The sequence below is a fragment of the Rossellomorea sp. GAMAL-10_SWC genome (assembly GCF_049568075.1).
Lineage (GTDB): Bacteria > Bacillota > Bacilli > Bacillales > Bacillaceae_G > Gottfriedia.
In genome coordinates, this window is sequence record NZ_CP144911.1 from 747,749 (window position 1) to 766,965 (window position 19,217).

Consider the following 19,217-nt stretch of genomic DNA (forward strand, 5'->3'; position numbering starts at 1 on the left):
AAAATTGGGGAATTGGCTGTAACACGCCAATGTTATTTGTTTCTTAAAGGGGAGAGAATCATGCATCATCCGTCCGAATATATAGAAATTGGACTATTTATTTTAGCGATTTTTGGGATTTATTACTCGGTTGCAAATTTTAACAGCGTAAAACGAGTATTTATTGGTAGACCAATGAGAACTGCAGAAATACATGCGCAGCACAATAAACTAATTTGGTTCATTGCTTTACCGATTCTTGCAGCTGATTTGTATTCATCAGTATCTTATGGACCAGAGGCAGGTATGACCGAATTAATGAGTCTAGGGGCCAAAGCACACTGGTATATCATACCGATTACAATAGCAACTGTTCTTTTATTAGGAATTCTAATTCTTTCTTATATAATGGGGATTTTAGCTTATCCAAGTGGTGGCGGGGCATATGCTATTGCCAAAGACAATTTCAAACCTCGATGGGTTTCACTCGTAGCATCAAGCTCTCTATTAGTAGATTATATTTTAACAGTTGCAGTTTCAGTTTCTGCTGCACTTGAAGCTGTGTCATCTGCTTACCCAGCAGTTGCACCTTATGAAACAGTATTAGCAATATTTTGTGTTTTTTTATTACTAGTTGTCAATCTTCGTGGGGTTGCAGAATCAGCTAAAATATTTGCGTGGCCAACATTTGGCTTTATGATTTGTATGTTACTTTTGATTTTTACTGGATTCTTTGATGAATTCCAAAATGGATTTGTACAACATCATACACCTACGTTTGGTACAGTTCCACAAGGATTAAGTATTTTACTTGTATTGAAAGCATTTAGTTCTGCATGTTCTGCATTAACAGGTATAGAAACCATTTCAAATGCAGTACCGGTTTTTAGAGAACCTCGTCAAAAAAATGCGATTAAAACATATATAGCATTAGGCGTAATTACTTCAATTACTCTTTTAGGATTTGCTTATCATTTATATGTAAACGGGATTTCACCTAATCCAAATGATACAATGTTATCACAATTAATAAAGGTGTATTTTGGACACGGAATTTTATATCAAGTAATCATTTGGTTTACATTTATTATTTTAATTTTGGCAGCTAACTCGACTTTTACAGGATTTTCGCAATTAGCAGCAATCGTAGCAGCGGATGGTTTTTTACCGAGGGGATTTACAAACAGAGGCGATCGTTTAGGTTATTCTAATGGCATTATCGCACTTGCTGCAGCAGCGAGTATTTTAATTATTGCATTCCAAGCCCATACTAATGCACTGATTCCACTATACGCAATTGGTGTATTTTTATCATTTACAATTGCGCAATTAGGATTAACACGAAGATGGAAGCGAGTAAAAGGGCCTAAATGGCAAGTTAAATTAGCAATAAATGTAATAGGATTAGTTGTAACTTCTGTTGTTACCGTAATCTTTGCAGTAACAAAATTTGTAGATGGTGCTTGGGTTGTTTTAGTCGTAATTCCGACAATTATATTCTTCTCTTTAGCGATCTATAAACATTATCAAAATGTAGCAAGCGAATTAAAGATCGATTTAAGTTCATTTAAACCGGAGGCAAATAAAGTCATTACAGTTGTATTAGTTTCGGGAACTCATCGAGTTGTTCATAATACATTGTCATTTGCAAAAGGGATTGCAACAGAACCGATCGCTGTTTATGTTGGATTTGATGATGAATCAATTGAGAAAATGGAAGAAAAATGGGAAGAGTGGGGTAATCCATGTCGCTTAGTCGTTCTAAAAAGCCCGTATCGTTCAGTACTTGCACCACTTTCAAGATTTATTAAGTTAATAGAAGGTAATGAACCTGATAGTCACGTGCAAATTGTGATTCCACAATTTATCCCTAAGAGATGGTGGCATAATCTTCTTCACAATCAAACGGCACTTTTACTTCGACTTTGGTTAATAAGTCAAAAGGATGTAGTCGTTACGACGGTTCCTTATCATTTGAGAAAATAGAAAAAAAGCATGAAATTTTGAATTTCATGCTTTTTAATTTTACATATCAAAGTAAAAAATACTTGCCAAAGTTATGTTATACAATTATCATTTGTATGCACAAACAAATGAAGTTAAAAGAGAGTTAATATGAAAACTTTAGTTATCGTTGCACATCCATATATGGAACAATCAATAGTTAATAAGGTATGGATGAATCGTCTCCAACAAGAGGAAGTTATGATTCATAATTTATATGCTCACTATCCAAATTTTGAAATTGATGTTGAAGAAGAGCAACAGTTATTATTAGATCATGACCGGATTGTACTACAATTCCCATTTTACTGGTATAGTACTCCAGCTATATTAAAACAATGGCAAGACTCTGTGTTAAGCTATGGATTTGCTTACGGTTCTGAAGGTACTAAACTGAAAGGAAAAGAATTAATACTTGCTATCTCGACAGGTGGACCTGAACAAGCGTATCAAGCAGGTGGATCTAATCATTACTCGATGAGTGAATTAACTCGTCCATTACAAGCTACTGCAACCCTATGTGGAATGCACTTTTTACCTTCATTTTTACTCCAGGGAGTTATGAATTTAACAGATGAAAAACTTCAAGAAAGTGCCGAAGAGTTAGCTTCATATATTACAAATCCGAATTTGCGTGGAAATCGTTAAATATAAATGCTGTTTTACAGTTGTTTTATGAACTAATTGACAAAGCATTGTTTTATTTTGTAAGTTGTATCTACAAATAAGATCATTCAGGAGCTGAGCAAATGGAACAATATTTTAGTAATTGTTTATACTTTTCTGCCAATCATTTGGCTAGATTAATGAATAAGATGGCAGAAGAGGAATTTGCTCCACTTGGCATTTCCCCTACTTATGCATTTTTATTAATGGCTGTTTATGAACAACCCAATATTACCCAAACAGAATTAAGTAATATTTTGCATATTGCCCCATCAACTACAACAAGATTTGTAGAAAAATTAGAAGTAAAGAAACTTGTGGAGCGAAAAAGTGAAGGGAAATTAACATTAGTTAATCTAACAAATAAAGGATTAGCAATTCAAGAAGAAATAAAAAAGTGTTGGAAAAGCTTGTATAAGCGCTATGCAGAAATACTAGGTGAGGATTTAGCAAAACAAATTACTTCACAATCCTTTCAAGCTTCGATTCAAATTGAATCAGCAAAATAATTTAAGATGTGAGATATAGAGTCTGTTTATAGGCTCTTTTTTTATTTCTATGATTTTACATAAATAGATTAATATTTACTTACCCTGGATTCCTCAAAATTTTAAAAAATATTCTTAATATCTAAGAATGGGTCATACAATATACGAGGTATAAATTTATGAAAATATAACTAAACCTAATAAATAAGGATGATGTTATGTATTTTTATCAAAATTCTGGTCAATTGTTTAGAGATCAAAAATTAATGAATGAAATTGAAAAAGCGATAAATGGTGAATATTCAGCAATTAGTTGCTATACAAAATTGGCGAATATGGCAAAGGATAAAAATGAACGTAAAATAATTCTAGAAATAAAGGAAGATGAAATAAAACATTACAATCAATTTGTATCGATCTATACTAGTTTAACCGGAAGACAACCACAAGCTAACATATCAGAAAATTGTCCCAATACGTATATTGATGGTTTGGAGTTCGCACTGAAGGATGAGCAAGAAACTGTGGATTTTTACTTAAGCATTTCAGATGGAACATCAAATCAATTCATAAAACATGCTTTTAATAGAGCAGCAAAAGATGAGCAAAATCATGCTGTATGGTTCCTATATTTTTTTACGAAAAATAAATTGGGTTAGTTTGGGGAGATCAAGTAATAGCATTAAATGAATCGGGGTAAGTACTGGTTGTTTCACCAATTATTTATAAAAAAGATACTGACAAAACAAAGTAATTCCTTTCAGCCTATAAATGAGAGGAAGTGTAATGATGTATCTCTCAGAAAAAAGGAATCGTTTCAATAGCGAAAATGCGATTTTACTTGCTGCATTCAGTTATCAGACATATATACTTTTCCTAAAGGGAACCGTTACCTTACCGAAAGGCTACAAGTTAAAGTATATCATTCATGCTGATGTCAATATAGAGAATCCCACTAATGAAATATTTGGTTTTATTGCTGAGTCGAAAGAAAATATTGTGATTGCATTTAGAGGATATGCCGCTTATCCAGCAGATTTAATAGCAGCATATGACATCCTACAAGTTCCATTTCCTTATGTAGAAAATGGCGGGAAAACATCTCGTGGATTTACATGTATCTATCAATCGACAAGGAAAAAAATATTTAAAGAGATAAACAAACTTTCAAAAAGTAAAAAGCTACTAATCACAGGTCATAACTATGGTGGAGCATTGGCGTTGTTAGCAACTTTGGATATTATCGTTAATTCAAAATTTAAAAATGTACACGTATATACTTACGGTAGTCCTCGAGTAGGAGATCCGGACTTTGTTGATCGGTTTAATCAGGAGGTAAAGTATAGTAATAGAATCGTTAATATTCATGATTCTTTTCCAACTTTTCCAGAAAAATTTTATCCTCCTCCTTTTACAGAAGAAGGGCTATATTATCAACATGTAAATACAAAGTATCCACTTTCCTTCCAGTTGAATAATACACCTCGAAATGATGCTATTGGATGCTATTTTAAAAACTTAAGTAAATTGAATCCTGAGTATTCAACCAAATTATGTAATGAAAATCCTAATTTTTGTCCTAATTCGGAAATGTGTTTTCCATTTCAGCGAACTTGTAATTGTCCAAAACCTTGCATTAAAAAAGGTGGTGGTTAATGATGTATAATTCACGAAATGAGAATGTTTTTAATAGTAAGGACGCAATTTTACTTGCAGCGATGTGCTATCAGTCTAATCAGCTTATCGAAAATGAAAAAGGGGAAATGATCTTACCTATAGGATTTCAACTTCGCCATATAATTTATGCCTATGCGGGAGTTGAAGAGCCAGAAGCTGAACCATTTGGATTTATTGCAGAATCAAACAATGAAATCATTATAGCTTTTAGAGGTACAGATTCATATAAAGACAATGAGTCAGATCAAGACTTATATCAAGTAGATTATCCTTTCGCCGAAAATGTTGGTAAAACACATCGCGGTTTTACTTGTATTTATCAATCTGCTAGAAATGAAATAATGAAAGAACTGATGAAACTTTCACCTAATAAAAAATTATTAATTACAGGTTATAGTTTAGGAGGAGCCATAGCGGTATTGTGCTCATATGACATTGCTGTAAACACAGACTTTGAAAATCCTTATGTGTATACTTTTGGTAGTCCTAGAGTGGCAGATCCTGAGTTTGCTTATCGATATAGCCAAATGGTAAGAAACAGTGTTCGAATTTTCAATGTACATGATATCATTCCTACTTTGCCAGCAGAGGCATATCCTCCACCGTTTACTGCTAAGGGTTTATATTATCGACATGTATACAATAAGTACCCGGTTTCTTTTCAATTAAATAGTATAGCACGTAATCATTATATTGGCTGTTACTTCAACAATATCAGTAGTTTGAATCCAGAATATTCAACTGCATTATGTTCAAATAATCCTGATTTTTGCCCGAATATAAAAAATTGTGTACCATATGAAGGTAATTGTGTTGAAAAAAATAAATAATATTTAAAAATTAAAAACAACTCAAATCGATATGAATCAAAGATTTGAGCTGTTTTTTTGTAAATTATTCATTTTAATCATTTTGAAAATTAATGTTATATCGAGAATTTTCTTCACTAGATTAACAGAGAAAAGATAGGACAAATATAGTATTTTGAAAAGTTTTAATATTTTGAATTTTATTGATTCACAATCAATTTTAATGAAAATTGGAATATTCCCCCAAATTTGATTTTACTTTTGATTACAAAAATCTGCAAATCTCATTAAGAAAAAGTAAAAACTGTGTAAAAAAAATAATTTTTCTACAAAAAATGTTTATTAACGACAATTTTTTATTAAAGTAGGAATTGTAATTAAGTCGATAGTAACAGGAAGTTAACTTCAAATTTCCCCAATTTACTCCAACCCCCTATTTTTCAATAATAGTATTAACATAGGTAGTTTGTAATGGAACCGTACAAGATTTAATGAGAGCAAAGAAGTTCGACACAATTAAATTATCGTATTGTTATTCATGAACACTAACATATGTAATAAACAGTAGCATGGAGGGTAAAAATGGGGAAAAAGTATTACAATCGTAAAATTGTTAAAAGCTTATCTGTAGTTGCTCTATCGTCTAGTTTTATTTTAGGTTCTCTAGGACATTTAGATTTTACAAAAGCTGCAGGTTATTCAAAGACGGAAGATATTTTAGCAAATTTAACTCCACAACAAAGAGCTGCACTTAATCAACTTTCAACAAATGAAGAAGCTGGTTTACAAATTTCTTCTGATATTGATCAATCTTCTACAAAACAAACATCAGTAATTGTCCAGTTTGCAAATCAGCCAACAAAAGTTGCTCAACTTCAAGCAAGTCTTGAAGGACAATCGTTAACGGCAGATGAAGCATCAAAATTAATTGATCAAGATCATGCAACGTTTAACGAAGATGTTGGACAAATATTAATTGATGACAATAAAAAACAAGTAGATTATAAGATTACCCGTTCATATAAAAATGCGTTTAATGGTGTTTCGATCAGTCTACCTGCTAATCAAATAAAAAATCTATTAAAATCAAAAGCAGTTAAAACAGTTTGGAGCAATGAAACATTTTCAATTGATCCACCTGAAGCAAATAATGAACAATTAAAAGCTGATGAGGAAAAAGTTGGAAATTATACACCTTATGATGGTTTCGATCGTTTACATGCAGAAGGTTTTACAGGTAAAGGAATAAAAGTAGGGATCTTGGATACTGGTATTGATTACAATCATCCAGATTTAAAGGATGCATTTAAAGGTGGATATGATTTCGTTGACAACGATAATGATCCAATGGAAACAACTTACGCTGATTGGAAGAAATCAGGAAAACCAGAATCTAATGGCTCATCGGTTTATTATACAGAGCATGGAACACATGTTGCTGGTATTATTGGTGGCCGTGGTAAAGCAGATAGTGAATATAAAATGTTAGGAGCAGCACCTGAGGCGGATATTTACTCTTACCGAGTACTTGGACCGTACGGTAGTGGAACAACTGATGCTATTATTGCTGGATTGGATAAAGCAGTTAAAGATGGTATGGATGTTATCAATATGTCACTTGGTGCATCACTTAATGATCCTCTTTTTGCGACTTCAGTTGCTGTAAATAATGCAGTATTAAGTGGTGTGACAACTGTTGTTGCAGCTGGGAATTCTGGAGATCAAATGTATACACTAGGTTCACCAGGTGCTTCTGCATTAGCGTTAACAGTTGGTGCATCATCAATTTCGCTTGATGCATATCAATACGCGGCTGTACAAAATGGAGTTAATTATAATGTAAGACAGTTAGCAAGAAATTACTCAGATAATCTTACTCAATTAAAAGGAAAAACGTATCAATTAGTAGATGTAGGTTTAGCGAGAACAACTGCTGATTTCAACGGGAAGGACTTAAATGGAAAAATCGCCTTTATTAAACGTGGAACGAACGCTATAATTGATAAAATCAAAAATGCAAAAATAAGAGGCGCAGTTGGGGTACTTATGTATAACGACGAAGTAAACCAAGCTGAAGGACCAATTAATGCATTTTTAGGTGAATCAGTTGATGCAGTTCCATCATTTACAATATCAAACAGTGATGGAAAACAAATTTTAGCAGCGATTCAAGCAGGTAAAACAAGCTTCTCATTTGGAGACTATTCAATCATTCATACTGCTAGCGATGAATTAGCTGGATTCAGTTCAAGAGGTCCCTCTCGTGTAAATTATGATATTAAACCAGAAGTAACTGCACCTGGTGTTGCGATTATGTCAACTGTTCCGTTTTATGTAAACAATAAGACTGTAGATGGGACAAAAACAGATGATTACAAGTATGCATATGAACGTTTATCTGGTACGTCTATGGCTACACCTTTTGTTGCTGGAGTATCCGCATTATTATTACAATCAAACAAAGATTTACAACCAGCAGATGTTAAATCGATTTTAATGAACACAGCTGATCCATTATTAAAAAATTATAGTGTGTTTGAAATTGGAAGTGGACGAGTAGATGCGTATGAAGCAATTAACTCAAGTGTTGAATTGCAAGTTGTTGATAAAACATCGACAAGTAATGATAAAGGTAAATTAAAAACAATTAAAGAATTAACAGGTGGAATGAGCTTTGGTTCATACGGTTTTAATGATCAAGATATTACTGATGACCGTACTGTTACTTTAAAGAATAGAAGTGAAAAAGCAAAAACATTTAATGTAAATGTAAAATTCCAAGCGGGATTAAGAGGCTCCTTGGATGCAGCATCTAATGGAGTTACATTAACTGGACCAACTTCAGTTAAATTAAGTGCAATTAGCTCAAAAAACATTAAGTTTAATTTAAATATTCCAAAGACAGCTGAAAAAGGAACATATGAAGGATATATCGTCTTTACAAATGATGCTGATCCAACAGAAACTTACCAAATTCCATTTGGTGGACGAGTAGTAAATGAAGGAATTGATACCCTTACGATTTCTAATCCTATGTTTTCAGGTGATACATCTATACCACAAAGAGCAAATCTACAAATGTCATTTAAGTTTTCATTAAAATCGCATATGAAAACTATCGATTTCGTAGTTCAAGATGCAACGACTGGTGAAGATTTAGGATTACTTGCAAGTTATAATGGAATTTCAATAAAAGAAAACACGGTATACGGAGTTCCAACTGGATTTAATGGGTCTTATTTCCCGTTCACTGGTGATCCAAAAAATCCAATAAGTAATTCAATTGTTCTTGCAAAAACAGGACATTATAAACTAAGAATTGTTGGTACAAATGATCAAGGTAAAACATTCTCAAAATCAGCTGATTTCATTTATGAAAAAGGACAACCAACTATGACTTCAAGCTTCGATTCATTAGATCAAAAAGTGATTGAATATAAAGACAGTCAATTTGATGCAAATGGACAATTTTTGTATGACTTTCATATGAAGGTTACTGATCCAGAAGTAGAAACTGCAAACCAAGCAGGAATTCCAATTGATCAGTCTAGTAATCAAATTGTTGCATATAACCATGCAGGTTGGCCAAGCCTTCCAATAAACATGGATAAAGATGGAAATCACAATGATCAAATACTAGTACTGAAAGGTGTAGTGCCATATAAAATTTCGTTTGTTGCGAATGATGCTGCAAGAAACTTTACGGCAAACCTTACGTCAATTTTAAGGATAATGTTCGTGCCCGAAACTTATCCGTATTATTACTTAAAAGCAAATAAACAAACAGCTTCGATGGGAGATACAATTAATTATTCTTTCCGTTCAAATAATATGAAGAATTTAAAAACTGCGAAAATTTCAATACCGGTAATAGTGCAAGATGGTAGAGAGCTAGCAACTATTGAAAATGTCGTGGTAAGTGATGCTGTAAAGCAATATGGTGATGCACAAGTGTCTGTAACAAAAACTACTGGGACATATGAATCAACATATAACATAACATTTAACTATTTAGGCGATAAACCTCTACCTGAAGATATGCAATTATTCAATTTCGATTTAGTAACAGCAAAACGTTTTTCGAAAGATTTTCCAATTGTGCAGTCTAACATGGAATTTAATGGATCGACAATTGATCAATCGAATGTAGAAACAAATAAAGTTTATAGTTATCTAGAAGTATTTGATTTAAAACAACCTAGTTATTCTCGATTAGAAGGTCAAATGAAATTAGAAGGAACGTTTAATCCTGCTACTGGTCAGACTAATTTTGCTATAGATCAACTAAAAATTGGTGCTAAAGTAACCGTTACTTCATATGATGGAAAAAATGTTGTAGACGCAGTGTTTACAAACAAAAATGGAAATTATATAGTAGATCCGCTAGTTGCTGACACAAAACCATATACGATAAAAGTGGATGTACCAGGTCATTTTACAATGTCTAAAGAGTTAGTTTTATCAGATGACGTTCGAGGAGAAACGGTTGGTAGAAGATTAGGATTTAACTTAGCTCAAGCAAAAGCTGGAGATACAAATAAAGATAATGTCATCGATATATTAGATGCACTAAATTTACAAACTTATTGGGGTTTTAATAAATCAGGTTGTGATTTGAACTTTGATGGTGTTGTAGATAAAAAGGATATGGATTATGTTGTTAAGAATTATGGATTACAAAATAGTACTGTTCCAAATCCACCTAAAGCAAAGACATCATATAAAGGTGTAACGCTTGACGACGTACTAAATCAATTAGGTTTAAAATAAGAGAACAATGTCGGTAACATTATAAAAAAATTAGAAAAACATTTAAAAAATTTTAAAAAAACTATCATTCTTTATAAACTTAAAGTTTGATAGTTTTTTATATATAAATTTGAAATTTTTAATTTTTAATTTTTAAAATTTTTCAATAAAAATCATGAAATTCTCCAAAATTCCCCCAAATTTAAAATTTATATGATTTAACTTTGTTTATATTTAAAAAATTAAGGCTTTATTAATCATATCTGCCTACAAATCTCCTTTTTCCACCAAATTATTTCATTTTTTTATATTTTTTTATTCTAAAATAAATCAAAAACGCTAAAATCCCCCAATACAAGATAATTAAATCTTGAAGTAGTATTTAATTAATCAAATTGTTAAGAATAGTTATTTATTAGTGAATTTTCTGTAAAAATTCTAACAATTGATTGTAAGTGGATTATGTATCTAATGGGGGGGAAATCATGAAAAAGAGAAAATTGTCTAGAAAGAGTATGAAGCCAACTAAAAAGATGGTCTCGATCTTTGCTTTGAGCTCAATGTTTTTAAACGTTGCGATACCTCAAAGTTTTGCAAGTGTAAATGCCGAGACTAAACCAAATCAACAAGATTCATCTAGTAATACTTTTGATGCGAAAGAAGTAAACCGTATTCTTGACGGGCTTACTCCTGAGCAAAAAGCGAATATTAATAAGCTTACTGGAGCAGAGAACACTCAAAAAATTCATGTGGACCAAAAAGATTTAAGTAGTTCAAAAAAGATTAATGTAATTGTTCAATTTAAAGAGGATCCAGCAAAGATTCAAATCATAAAGCAGTCTCTAGCTAAAGGGAGAGCAACTGCAAATAGTCAAGCGTTTGCAAGTGAATATTCGGATGCACGAAATAAGGTAAAAGATTCTCATACTAAATTTAAAAGCTTTGTGAATGGGCAGCCTAAGACGCAAATAGTTGGTGGGAAATCTGTCAATACTTCTATGGGTATTACTCGAGAATACACAGATGCATTTAATGGAGTAGCTTTATCACTACCTGCAAATCAAGTTGAAAAACTTGCTGAAAATCCAGATGTATATTCTATTTGGTCTCAAGTAGAATATTCTGTTCCGGAAGATAACGCTTCCCAAGCTGTAGCGACAAGTAGATCTGCTGGTAAGCCAACACCAGGGCTTTCTTATTTAGGTATTGATAAACTTCAAGCTGACGGTAATACTGGTATCATTAAATCAGGCCCACGTGTAGGACAAAAGGTTAAAGTTGGTGTGTTGGACACTGGAATTGACTATAATCATCCAGATTTGAAGGGCGTTTATAAAGGTGGTCACGACTTAGTTAATAATGACGGTATAGATTCAAATGGAAACATTAAATACGTGGATGACCATGATCCAATGGAAACAACATATGAAGATTGGAAAACTGATAAGGAGAGTTCTAATCCAGTTTGGGGGACACCTCCATCAGACTATAAGTCATATATAACTTCTCATGGAACGCATGTTGCAGGGACGATTGCAGCAAATACGACAGATAATAACGACGTATATTCTGCAAATGGTGTAGCACCAGATGTGGACCTTTATAGTTATCGTGTACTAGGTCCAGGTGGTCATGGTACAACAGATTCTGTATTAAGTGGTATTGACCTAGCAGTAAAAGATCACATGGATGTCATCAATCTTTCACTTGGTGCAAATGTTAATGACCCACTTTACCCTACAAGTGTGGCTATTAACAATGCTACTTTAGCTGGTGTTGTGTGTGATGTTGCAGCAGGTAATGCTGGTCCTGGGCAAGCTACAGTCGGTGCACCAGGAGCTTCAGCATTAGCAATTACTGTAGGTGCAAGTACAATCCCAGAAAATATTGCAACCATGACAGTAAAGAATGGTTCAATTTCTTATAAGGCACGTTTATTTGGTAAAAACTTTTCACAATCAGACGATGCTTTTAAAGGTCAAACATTACCAATCGTTGATGTAGGTTTAGGAAGTGCTGCAGATTATAGCGGTATTAATATGTCTGGTAAAATTGCTCTAGTAAAACGTGGGGGAGAGTACTTACAGACAAAAATGGCAAACGCTAAAAATGCTGGAGCTGCAGGTATGATTATCTGGGACAATACTGATGATTCAGATAGCCAAGGCTATATACCAAATTTCCTAGGTGTCAGCATGGATAATGTTTATTCGATTTCATTGACACAAGCACAAGGACAAGCTCTATCTGATGCGATTAAAAAAGATCCAAATTCAGCTAACATTACGTTTCCTTCTACACTTGATGCTCCGATTAGTAAGAGTGGGGATGAATTGGCAAGCTTTAGCTCAACAGGTCCAGTTAAAGATTGGACAATTAAGCCGGATGTTATAGCACCTGGTGTTGATATTTCTTCAACAGCTCCATACGATATTTGGGAGCCGCAAAACAATACAACTCATGATTATAAACTTGCATATCAGATTATGTCTGGTACCTCTATGGCAACACCACACGTTGCTGGGATTTCAGCTTTGGTCTTAGCTGCACATCCAGATTATACACCTGCGGATGTTAAGACAGCACTAATGAATACAGCTAAAAGTATTGACACAGATTTAAAGACTTATAGCGTATATCAAGTAGGTGCTGGACGTGTTGATCCGGCTCGTGCAATCGCTGCAAATGTTAAAATTCAAGTTCTAGATAAAGCAGTTACTTTTGATAATCCAATAGATTCATCAACAGCTCATCAAGTAGATAACTTGACTGGAAGCATGTTCTTTGGATTTAAAGGCAGAGGAGAAGGTGCAACGAACGGTTCAGACGATGTTGTTTCTTCAAAAGATTTTAACGTTTCCAATCTAGGAACTGGCAGTAAAACATTTAATGTAAGTAGTGCATTTATTACATCAAAATTTGCTGGATCGAATAAAGTAGGTCCTGGCACAGGAAATGATGTGAAAATCGATTTTTCTGTCGATGGGAAAAACGTGAATTCGATTAATGTTGGTGGAGGAAGCACTGTTAAAGCAACAGCAAAAATTACAGTTCCTTCAAACTCATTAGATGGCACATATGAGGGCTATATTTATCTAGTAAACGCTACTGACCCATCAGAGACGTATCGTATTCCGTTTACGATTACAGTTGCGGAAAAAGGAATTGATACTTTCAAAGTTACGATAAAAGCGGCGGCAGTCGGAAATATTTCAGCTTATAGATTATCATTTAATAACGAGATGAAAAGCTTCTATATTGCCGTTAAAGACAAAGACGGAAAATATATAGGGATAGCTAATACATTATCAAACGGTAGTAATTTTATCCCTGGTGTTCAATACGGCCCACTTATAACACTTTTAAATGGATGGTATCTTCCATTCACAAAAACATACGATGGATCGTATGACGAGTCTGGCCTCGCAGACGATGTGCAAGTACTAAAAGAAGGTTCCTACTCACTTGAGATCGTTGCAACTGGTAAAGATGGAAAACGTTATACAGCAGAAGATACGGTTTATGTTGATGGAACACCACCAACTATGACGATGGATAGTGACTCCAAGGGTGGAATTTATGAAATTGATCCGACAGGTTACCTGCCTGGACAAGAAATTAAAGGATTCCGTGGTATAGTTTATGACTCGAACGTAGAAGTGATGAAAAATAATGGTGAAACATCAGTGCCAAGCCCTAAAGATGGTGTAACACCAGTTCCTGTCGATCAAGGATTGAACAGTGTTGTAGGCTATCAAGACAGTGATTACCCAACAGTTTTCTTTAATACAAATGAGAAAGGTCGCTTCCATTTTGGGGTGACGGCTGAGGACGTAGCAAATAAATATGGTAGTGAATTTATAATTGATCCTGTTGATTATTCAGGTGAAAGTGACCAAAGTATAAACGGACAAACTTATTATTTTATCAAAAAGGGAAATCCTTATGTCACACTAACTAATTCTAATGGAGTAGATGCAGGCCCAGGTAACGAAGATAAAGTAGTTGTCGATGCTAATAAACCATTCAAAACGACAATCACAACTAAGTATGGTGTAGGAATGACTGGCGGTAAATTTATGCTGAATAGTCAAAATGTTTACGACTTCAGTCATATCCGACTGACAGATGAGTATAAAAATTACCTAATCAGTAAAGGAATTGATCCAACTAACGTTCTTACAGTAAGTCAACCATATAAACATCCAGTGTATGGAGTTGGCCTAACAACAGATGTGACAATTTCAAATATAGGTCCAGCAGGTGCACTTGACCATGATATGCCGATTTTAGAAGCAGATGTGACCTATAACAGCCCAGATCCGATTACAGGACAATTCCAGTATATATTACTAAAGGCGAATTTAACTTTGTCAGGTGAAGATACAAAGGTCGCTTGGTTCCCAACCAATGTACCTTATGTAAGACAGAACATCTCTGTACTTAGAGGGCAATTAGCAGCAGAATCTTTCGCAAGGAATAACATAAACAACAATTATCCACAATTCACGGTTGATTCTGGTGCGAAGGTAACGGTTACGGATGACAAAGGTAAAAAGTTTACAACCGACCAACCGACGTCATTTAATAATACAATGGCTTATACATTCATCAATCCATATTATGCTGTCACGATGGATGTTAGTGACAAGCCATATTCTGTTGAAGCAAGTGTTCCAGGACATTTTAAAGGATATGAAAAAACACCGGTAATTGGTGAAAACAAATTCGGTTATCAATCAGGTACTATTAAGGATATTCGAGGTCTATTCCCTATCCTTTTAGGTGGAGATGTTAACGGTGACAACGTCATTGACATGAAAGATTTACTGAAAGAAATCGATGTTTATTATCAATACAAAAATTTAAGTAATTTTAATAATCCAGCAAATACAGTAGCAAACAAAACAGCATTCTTAAACACAAACCGCGATGCAGATATTTATTGGATTAAGCCAACTGGATTTGGTTACGGAATCGATTACAACGATTTCTATTTCATCTTTAAAAACTTTGGTAAGCAAAATCAAAGTGCAATCGAAGCAGGTTTAAGTGTTCCAACTGCACAAAAAACAGTAGATCAAGATACAACTATTACAACTCAATATGCTGGTTCAATCACGTTAAATAGAGATGACACAGTAGAGCAAGTTATGCAAAAGCTTAATTTTGCAGCTCCAGCACAAGCAACCATCACATCACCAAAGTTACAAGACTTGCAAAATGGAGCAACAATCTCGATGTCTCCTTCAAGCACAGTGTTCGTTGATGATGTAGTATGGAGAAAAGCAATTACAAAAATTATGTTAGGTTCAACTGATGTAACGAATTTAGTAACTATTAACCCGGGATATACGTATTATGACGCAAATGGTGTATCGCAAACTATGCCATCAAAAATTACGTTCCCAGGTGCGCTATTCCCGACAGCAACGAATTACACTGTTACAGTGAAGGCGACAGGATACCAAGATGTAACTAAAGCACTTACAGTTGCGGCTGTGCCAATTCCGACGCCTGCAATATCAAGCATTACCGACCCAACAAAAGCACATTTAGGAAAGGATTTAACCTTTACCTTTACAGATGATGCGAATTGGCGTCAAGGTATTAATAATATCAAGGTGAAAACATTAAACTCAGCAGTGCTAGATATCACCGACTTAAAAGATGGCAGTGGGAATAAATATTACGACATCAGTGTGCCAGGACAAATTACTTTTAAGGCAGATTTATTTAAAACAAATGCATCACCTGTTGGTCCGACATCGGCAATCAATCCAGGAGGAGCTAACTGGTTACCTCAGTTGTACAAGTTTGATATTAGTTCAACGGGTTCTGATGGTACGATTTACCCTCTTAAATCGATCGGTGTTGATTCAAATGGTAGTGCTGCACAAGCAGTTGGATATGGCATTACTTTTAATTCGCAGAGTGGTGCTCCAATTGACCCTATAGCGGTCGGGTACAGTCCAGCAAAAACAAGAATAAATGGTGGAGATCCTATTACAAATCAGGCTTATGTTGGTGGATTTAAAAATCCAACTACAACAAGATCTGGATATACTCTTGTTGGTTGGTTTAATGATGTAGCTGGTACAACTCAGTGGGATCCAGGATCTACTTTAACGGCGGATAAAACCGTTTATGCGAAATGGCAAATGAATTCAACTCAAAGTTATTCACCTGTTGATAAATCGAACCCTAATGGATTAAAATTTGACGGTAGTAACGGGTCTGTAAGTGGTATTGGATGGGTGCTTGGAGAAGGGGATTTAAAAATCAACATCCCAGATTATTTAACAAATGTTTCTTGGTTAACAAGTAAAGACAAAATAGCAAAAATTGATGCGAAATTCTATCAGATGAAGAGCGATGGCTCAACAGATACTACAGCAACACAGTATACGTTAGACCCAAGTACTTATAACTTGTCATCTAACGGAAGTAACGGAGTTCTATCCTTCACAACAGCTACTCATGATCAAGCTGTTAAAGCAGGTCAAAACAATTTAGGAGAAAAGTTTGCATTCAGTGAAATGCCAACGCTTGGAAATATTGGTAATATCAAAGGGTATGAAGTAACGTTAACATCTACAACAGGTGAAACTGTCGTAATCCCAAATGTACAACTTGGGTATAGACGTCATATTGATTTAAACGGCGGTACTTTAAAAAATACAACTGACTCATTCTTTGCCGATATTTTAGTTAATGGAAAGACATCTGTACCAAATATGAATACAGGTTCAACGCATGTAACAAATGGCAATTTAACGATTAGTACTGACCTTTATTTGGATGCAGCTGGTTCAAGTGACAAAAAGTCAGATATTTCATTTACAAATAATAAAGTCCTAACAGATAATTCTACTTTCTATCTATGTTGGATCAAAGTACCACCAATGGTAAATAAAGACGTTGCTGGAAACATTGTCGGTAGTGATATTACATTAACATTTACTGATGATGGCACATGGAAAAACAATATCAAGGCTGTTCAAATCGGCGCTAAAACATTAGTTCTAAATAAGGATTACATGATCACGAATAATAGTATTATCCTTAAAGGCGATCTTTTCACAGTTGGACAAAAGGTCAATGTGACGATTGTTTCAGAAGGGTATAAAGATGTAGTAGTAACTGATCAAGTTATCGGTTATACGGTTACGTTTGAATCAAATGGTGGAGATCCAGTTCCAGCTCAAATTGTAGACAGAAATGCAACAAAACCAATCGATCCGACAAAAGTAGGCTACAAGTTCTATGGTTGGTATATGGATCAAAATTTAACAATACCATATGATTTTGATACTATTGTGACTAAACCAATCACACTTTATGCAAAATATGCGTTAGCTGGTTCTGTTGTAACAGCAGATACAACGGATAATGCAGTAGGGAACAATATTGTATTAGAGTACAGTGATAAAGATTGGGCAAATACGATTACAGGCATTACGCTTAACGGTAGTGCGGTAGATAAATCGAAATATAATGTAGATAAAGAAAACCGTACGATTACTTTAGAACAGAGTCTGTTCACAAGAGCGAGAGAGTATACAATTACGATCAAGGCTACTGATTATGCGGATGTGACAGTAGTACAAAAAGTAGTAACTGGATATAATATACATTTTGTACTACCAAGTAATGCTCCAGCTGAAGTAAAAGATGCAACAAAAGATCGAATTGTAGTGCGAAGAATCACATCACCAGCTGTTTATGGATATGATTTAGCTTGGTTCGCAGATGAAGCTTGTACAATTCCTTGGGATTTCACAAACTCGATCTATTCTGCAAAAACACTTTATGGAAAATGGTCGATTCATAAGTTCACAGTAGAATTTAACAAGCAAGATGGAAGCTTAGTAGAAACTAAGAAAGTTGATTATAACACGACATTGACAGCACCAACAGCACCAACAAGAACTGGCTACACTTTTGTTGGGTGGTATAAAGATGCTGCAGGTCAAACACCATGGAATTTTGCTACAGATAAAGTAACTGCAGATACTGAGTTATTTGCTAAGTGGAGCATTAACTCGTATACAGTTAAATTTGATAGCCAAGGTGGAAGTGCAGTAGATGCTATAAAAGCAAACTATAGCACAATGATTGCTCAGCCTACTGTACCAACAAGAACAGGTTACACTTTTGCAGGATGGTATAAAGATGCAGCAGGTCAAACAGTATGGAATTTTGCAATAGATAAAGTAACGAGCGACACAACAATTTACGCAAAATGGTCTCTAAATACACCAGTCGTTACCCAAATCTATGATAATGATCCAAAGATTTCAGGAACGACTTTAGCAAATGCAACGATTACGATAAAAATCAATGGTGTTGTAATTGCAACAGGAAAAGCTGATTCTAAAGGACAATTTACTATCCAAATTAAAACACAAAAAGCAGGAATAGAGTTATCAATCTATGCAAAGGATTCAACTGGTAATGAAAGTGCTGCAACAAAGATCATAGTTTTACCAAAGCACAATAAGGACCAAATAATTATCTAATTAATGACAACGATCCTAAATAATTAGATTCTTTTAAGAATTTCCTGAAAAGGAAAACAAGCAGTACAATTTACTCTCAAGCAACAAAGTCAAAAGGGGTGCTTATGATAAAAAGAAGTTGGATTAAACACCCTTTTTGGAATAGTATAACGATTTTATCTTTTTTCATATAAATACTTACCCTTAAAAATATAAATAGACAAGAGTACTAATTAGAAGTATTCTTGTCTTATTTTTTAGTTTGTAGAAAATATATTAGTAAAAAGGTAAGTCTTTTATAATACAAGACCATTATTACGCATGTTGATGCTAGAACTGTTAAT

At 34.2% G+C, this 19,217-nt stretch carries 8 protein-coding genes; all 8 read left to right on the forward strand.

Annotated elements, in window-relative coordinates; all coding sequences use genetic code 11:
- Positions 1-60 precede the first annotated feature (60 nt).
- The 8 genes from V5E38_RS03630 to V5E38_RS03665 all read left to right on the forward strand — a co-directional run bounded on the left by V5E38_RS03630 (position 61) and on the right by V5E38_RS03665 (position 18,894).
- Positions 61-1,965: an APC family permease gene (locus V5E38_RS03630; RefSeq protein WP_499212250.1), complete on the forward strand. Its 1,905-nt coding sequence runs from the start codon at positions 61-63 to the stop codon at positions 1,963-1,965.
- A 129-nt stretch (positions 1,966-2,094) separates the two neighbouring features.
- Positions 2,095-2,631 (forward strand): NADPH-dependent FMN reductase family protein, encoded by a 537-nt coding sequence (locus V5E38_RS03635; protein WP_499212251.1) that lies wholly within the window; start codon positions 2,095-2,097, stop codon positions 2,629-2,631.
- 101 nt (positions 2,632-2,732) lie between these two features.
- Positions 2,733-3,158 (forward strand): MarR family winged helix-turn-helix transcriptional regulator, encoded by a 426-nt coding sequence (locus V5E38_RS03640; RefSeq protein WP_499212252.1) that lies wholly within the window; start codon positions 2,733-2,735, stop codon positions 3,156-3,158.
- 197 nt (positions 3,159-3,355) lie between these two features.
- On the forward strand, positions 3,356-3,796 hold the full coding sequence (locus V5E38_RS03645; RefSeq protein WP_499212253.1) for a ferritin family protein: 441 nt from the start codon (positions 3,356-3,358) through the stop codon (positions 3,794-3,796).
- Between the two features lie 130 nt (positions 3,797-3,926).
- Positions 3,927-4,793: a lipase family protein gene (locus V5E38_RS03650; protein WP_499213506.1), complete on the forward strand. Its 867-nt coding sequence runs from the start codon at positions 3,927-3,929 to the stop codon at positions 4,791-4,793.
- A gap of 2 nt (positions 4,794-4,795) precedes the next feature.
- Positions 4,796-5,644: a lipase family protein gene (locus V5E38_RS03655; RefSeq protein ID WP_499213507.1), complete on the forward strand. Its 849-nt coding sequence runs from the start codon at positions 4,796-4,798 to the stop codon at positions 5,642-5,644.
- A gap of 561 nt (positions 5,645-6,205) precedes the next feature.
- A complete protein-coding gene (locus V5E38_RS03660; RefSeq protein WP_499212254.1) occupies positions 6,206-10,393 on the forward strand; it encodes a S8 family serine peptidase in 4,188 nt (1,395 codons plus the stop codon).
- A gap of 464 nt (positions 10,394-10,857) precedes the next feature.
- The gene (locus V5E38_RS03665) at positions 10,858-18,894 is read left to right on the forward strand and encodes a S8 family serine peptidase (RefSeq protein WP_499212255.1); all 8,037 of its coding nucleotides are present in this window, start codon (positions 10,858-10,860) and stop codon (positions 18,892-18,894) included.
- The last annotated feature ends 323 nt before the right edge of the window (positions 18,895-19,217 follow it).

Excerpts from the sequence above, each read along its gene's own strand:
- V5E38_RS03630 (WP_499212250.1), top strand. The coding sequence starts at position 61 with ATGCATCATCCGTCCGAATATATAGAAATTGGACTATTTATTTTAGCG.
- V5E38_RS03635 (WP_499212251.1), top strand. The coding sequence starts at position 2,095 with ATGAAAACTTTAGTTATCGTTGCACATCCATATATGGAACAATCAATA.
- V5E38_RS03640 (WP_499212252.1), top strand. The coding sequence starts at position 2,733 with ATGGAACAATATTTTAGTAATTGTTTATACTTTTCTGCCAATCATTTG.
- V5E38_RS03645 (WP_499212253.1), top strand. The coding sequence starts at position 3,356 with ATGTATTTTTATCAAAATTCTGGTCAATTGTTTAGAGATCAAAAATTA.
- V5E38_RS03650 (WP_499213506.1), top strand. The coding sequence starts at position 3,927 with ATGTATCTCTCAGAAAAAAGGAATCGTTTCAATAGCGAAAATGCGATT.
- V5E38_RS03655 (WP_499213507.1), top strand. The coding sequence starts at position 4,796 with ATGTATAATTCACGAAATGAGAATGTTTTTAATAGTAAGGACGCAATT.
- V5E38_RS03660 (WP_499212254.1), top strand. The coding sequence starts at position 6,206 with ATGGGGAAAAAGTATTACAATCGTAAAATTGTTAAAAGCTTATCTGTA.
- V5E38_RS03665 (WP_499212255.1), top strand. The coding sequence starts at position 10,858 with ATGAAAAAGAGAAAATTGTCTAGAAAGAGTATGAAGCCAACTAAAAAG.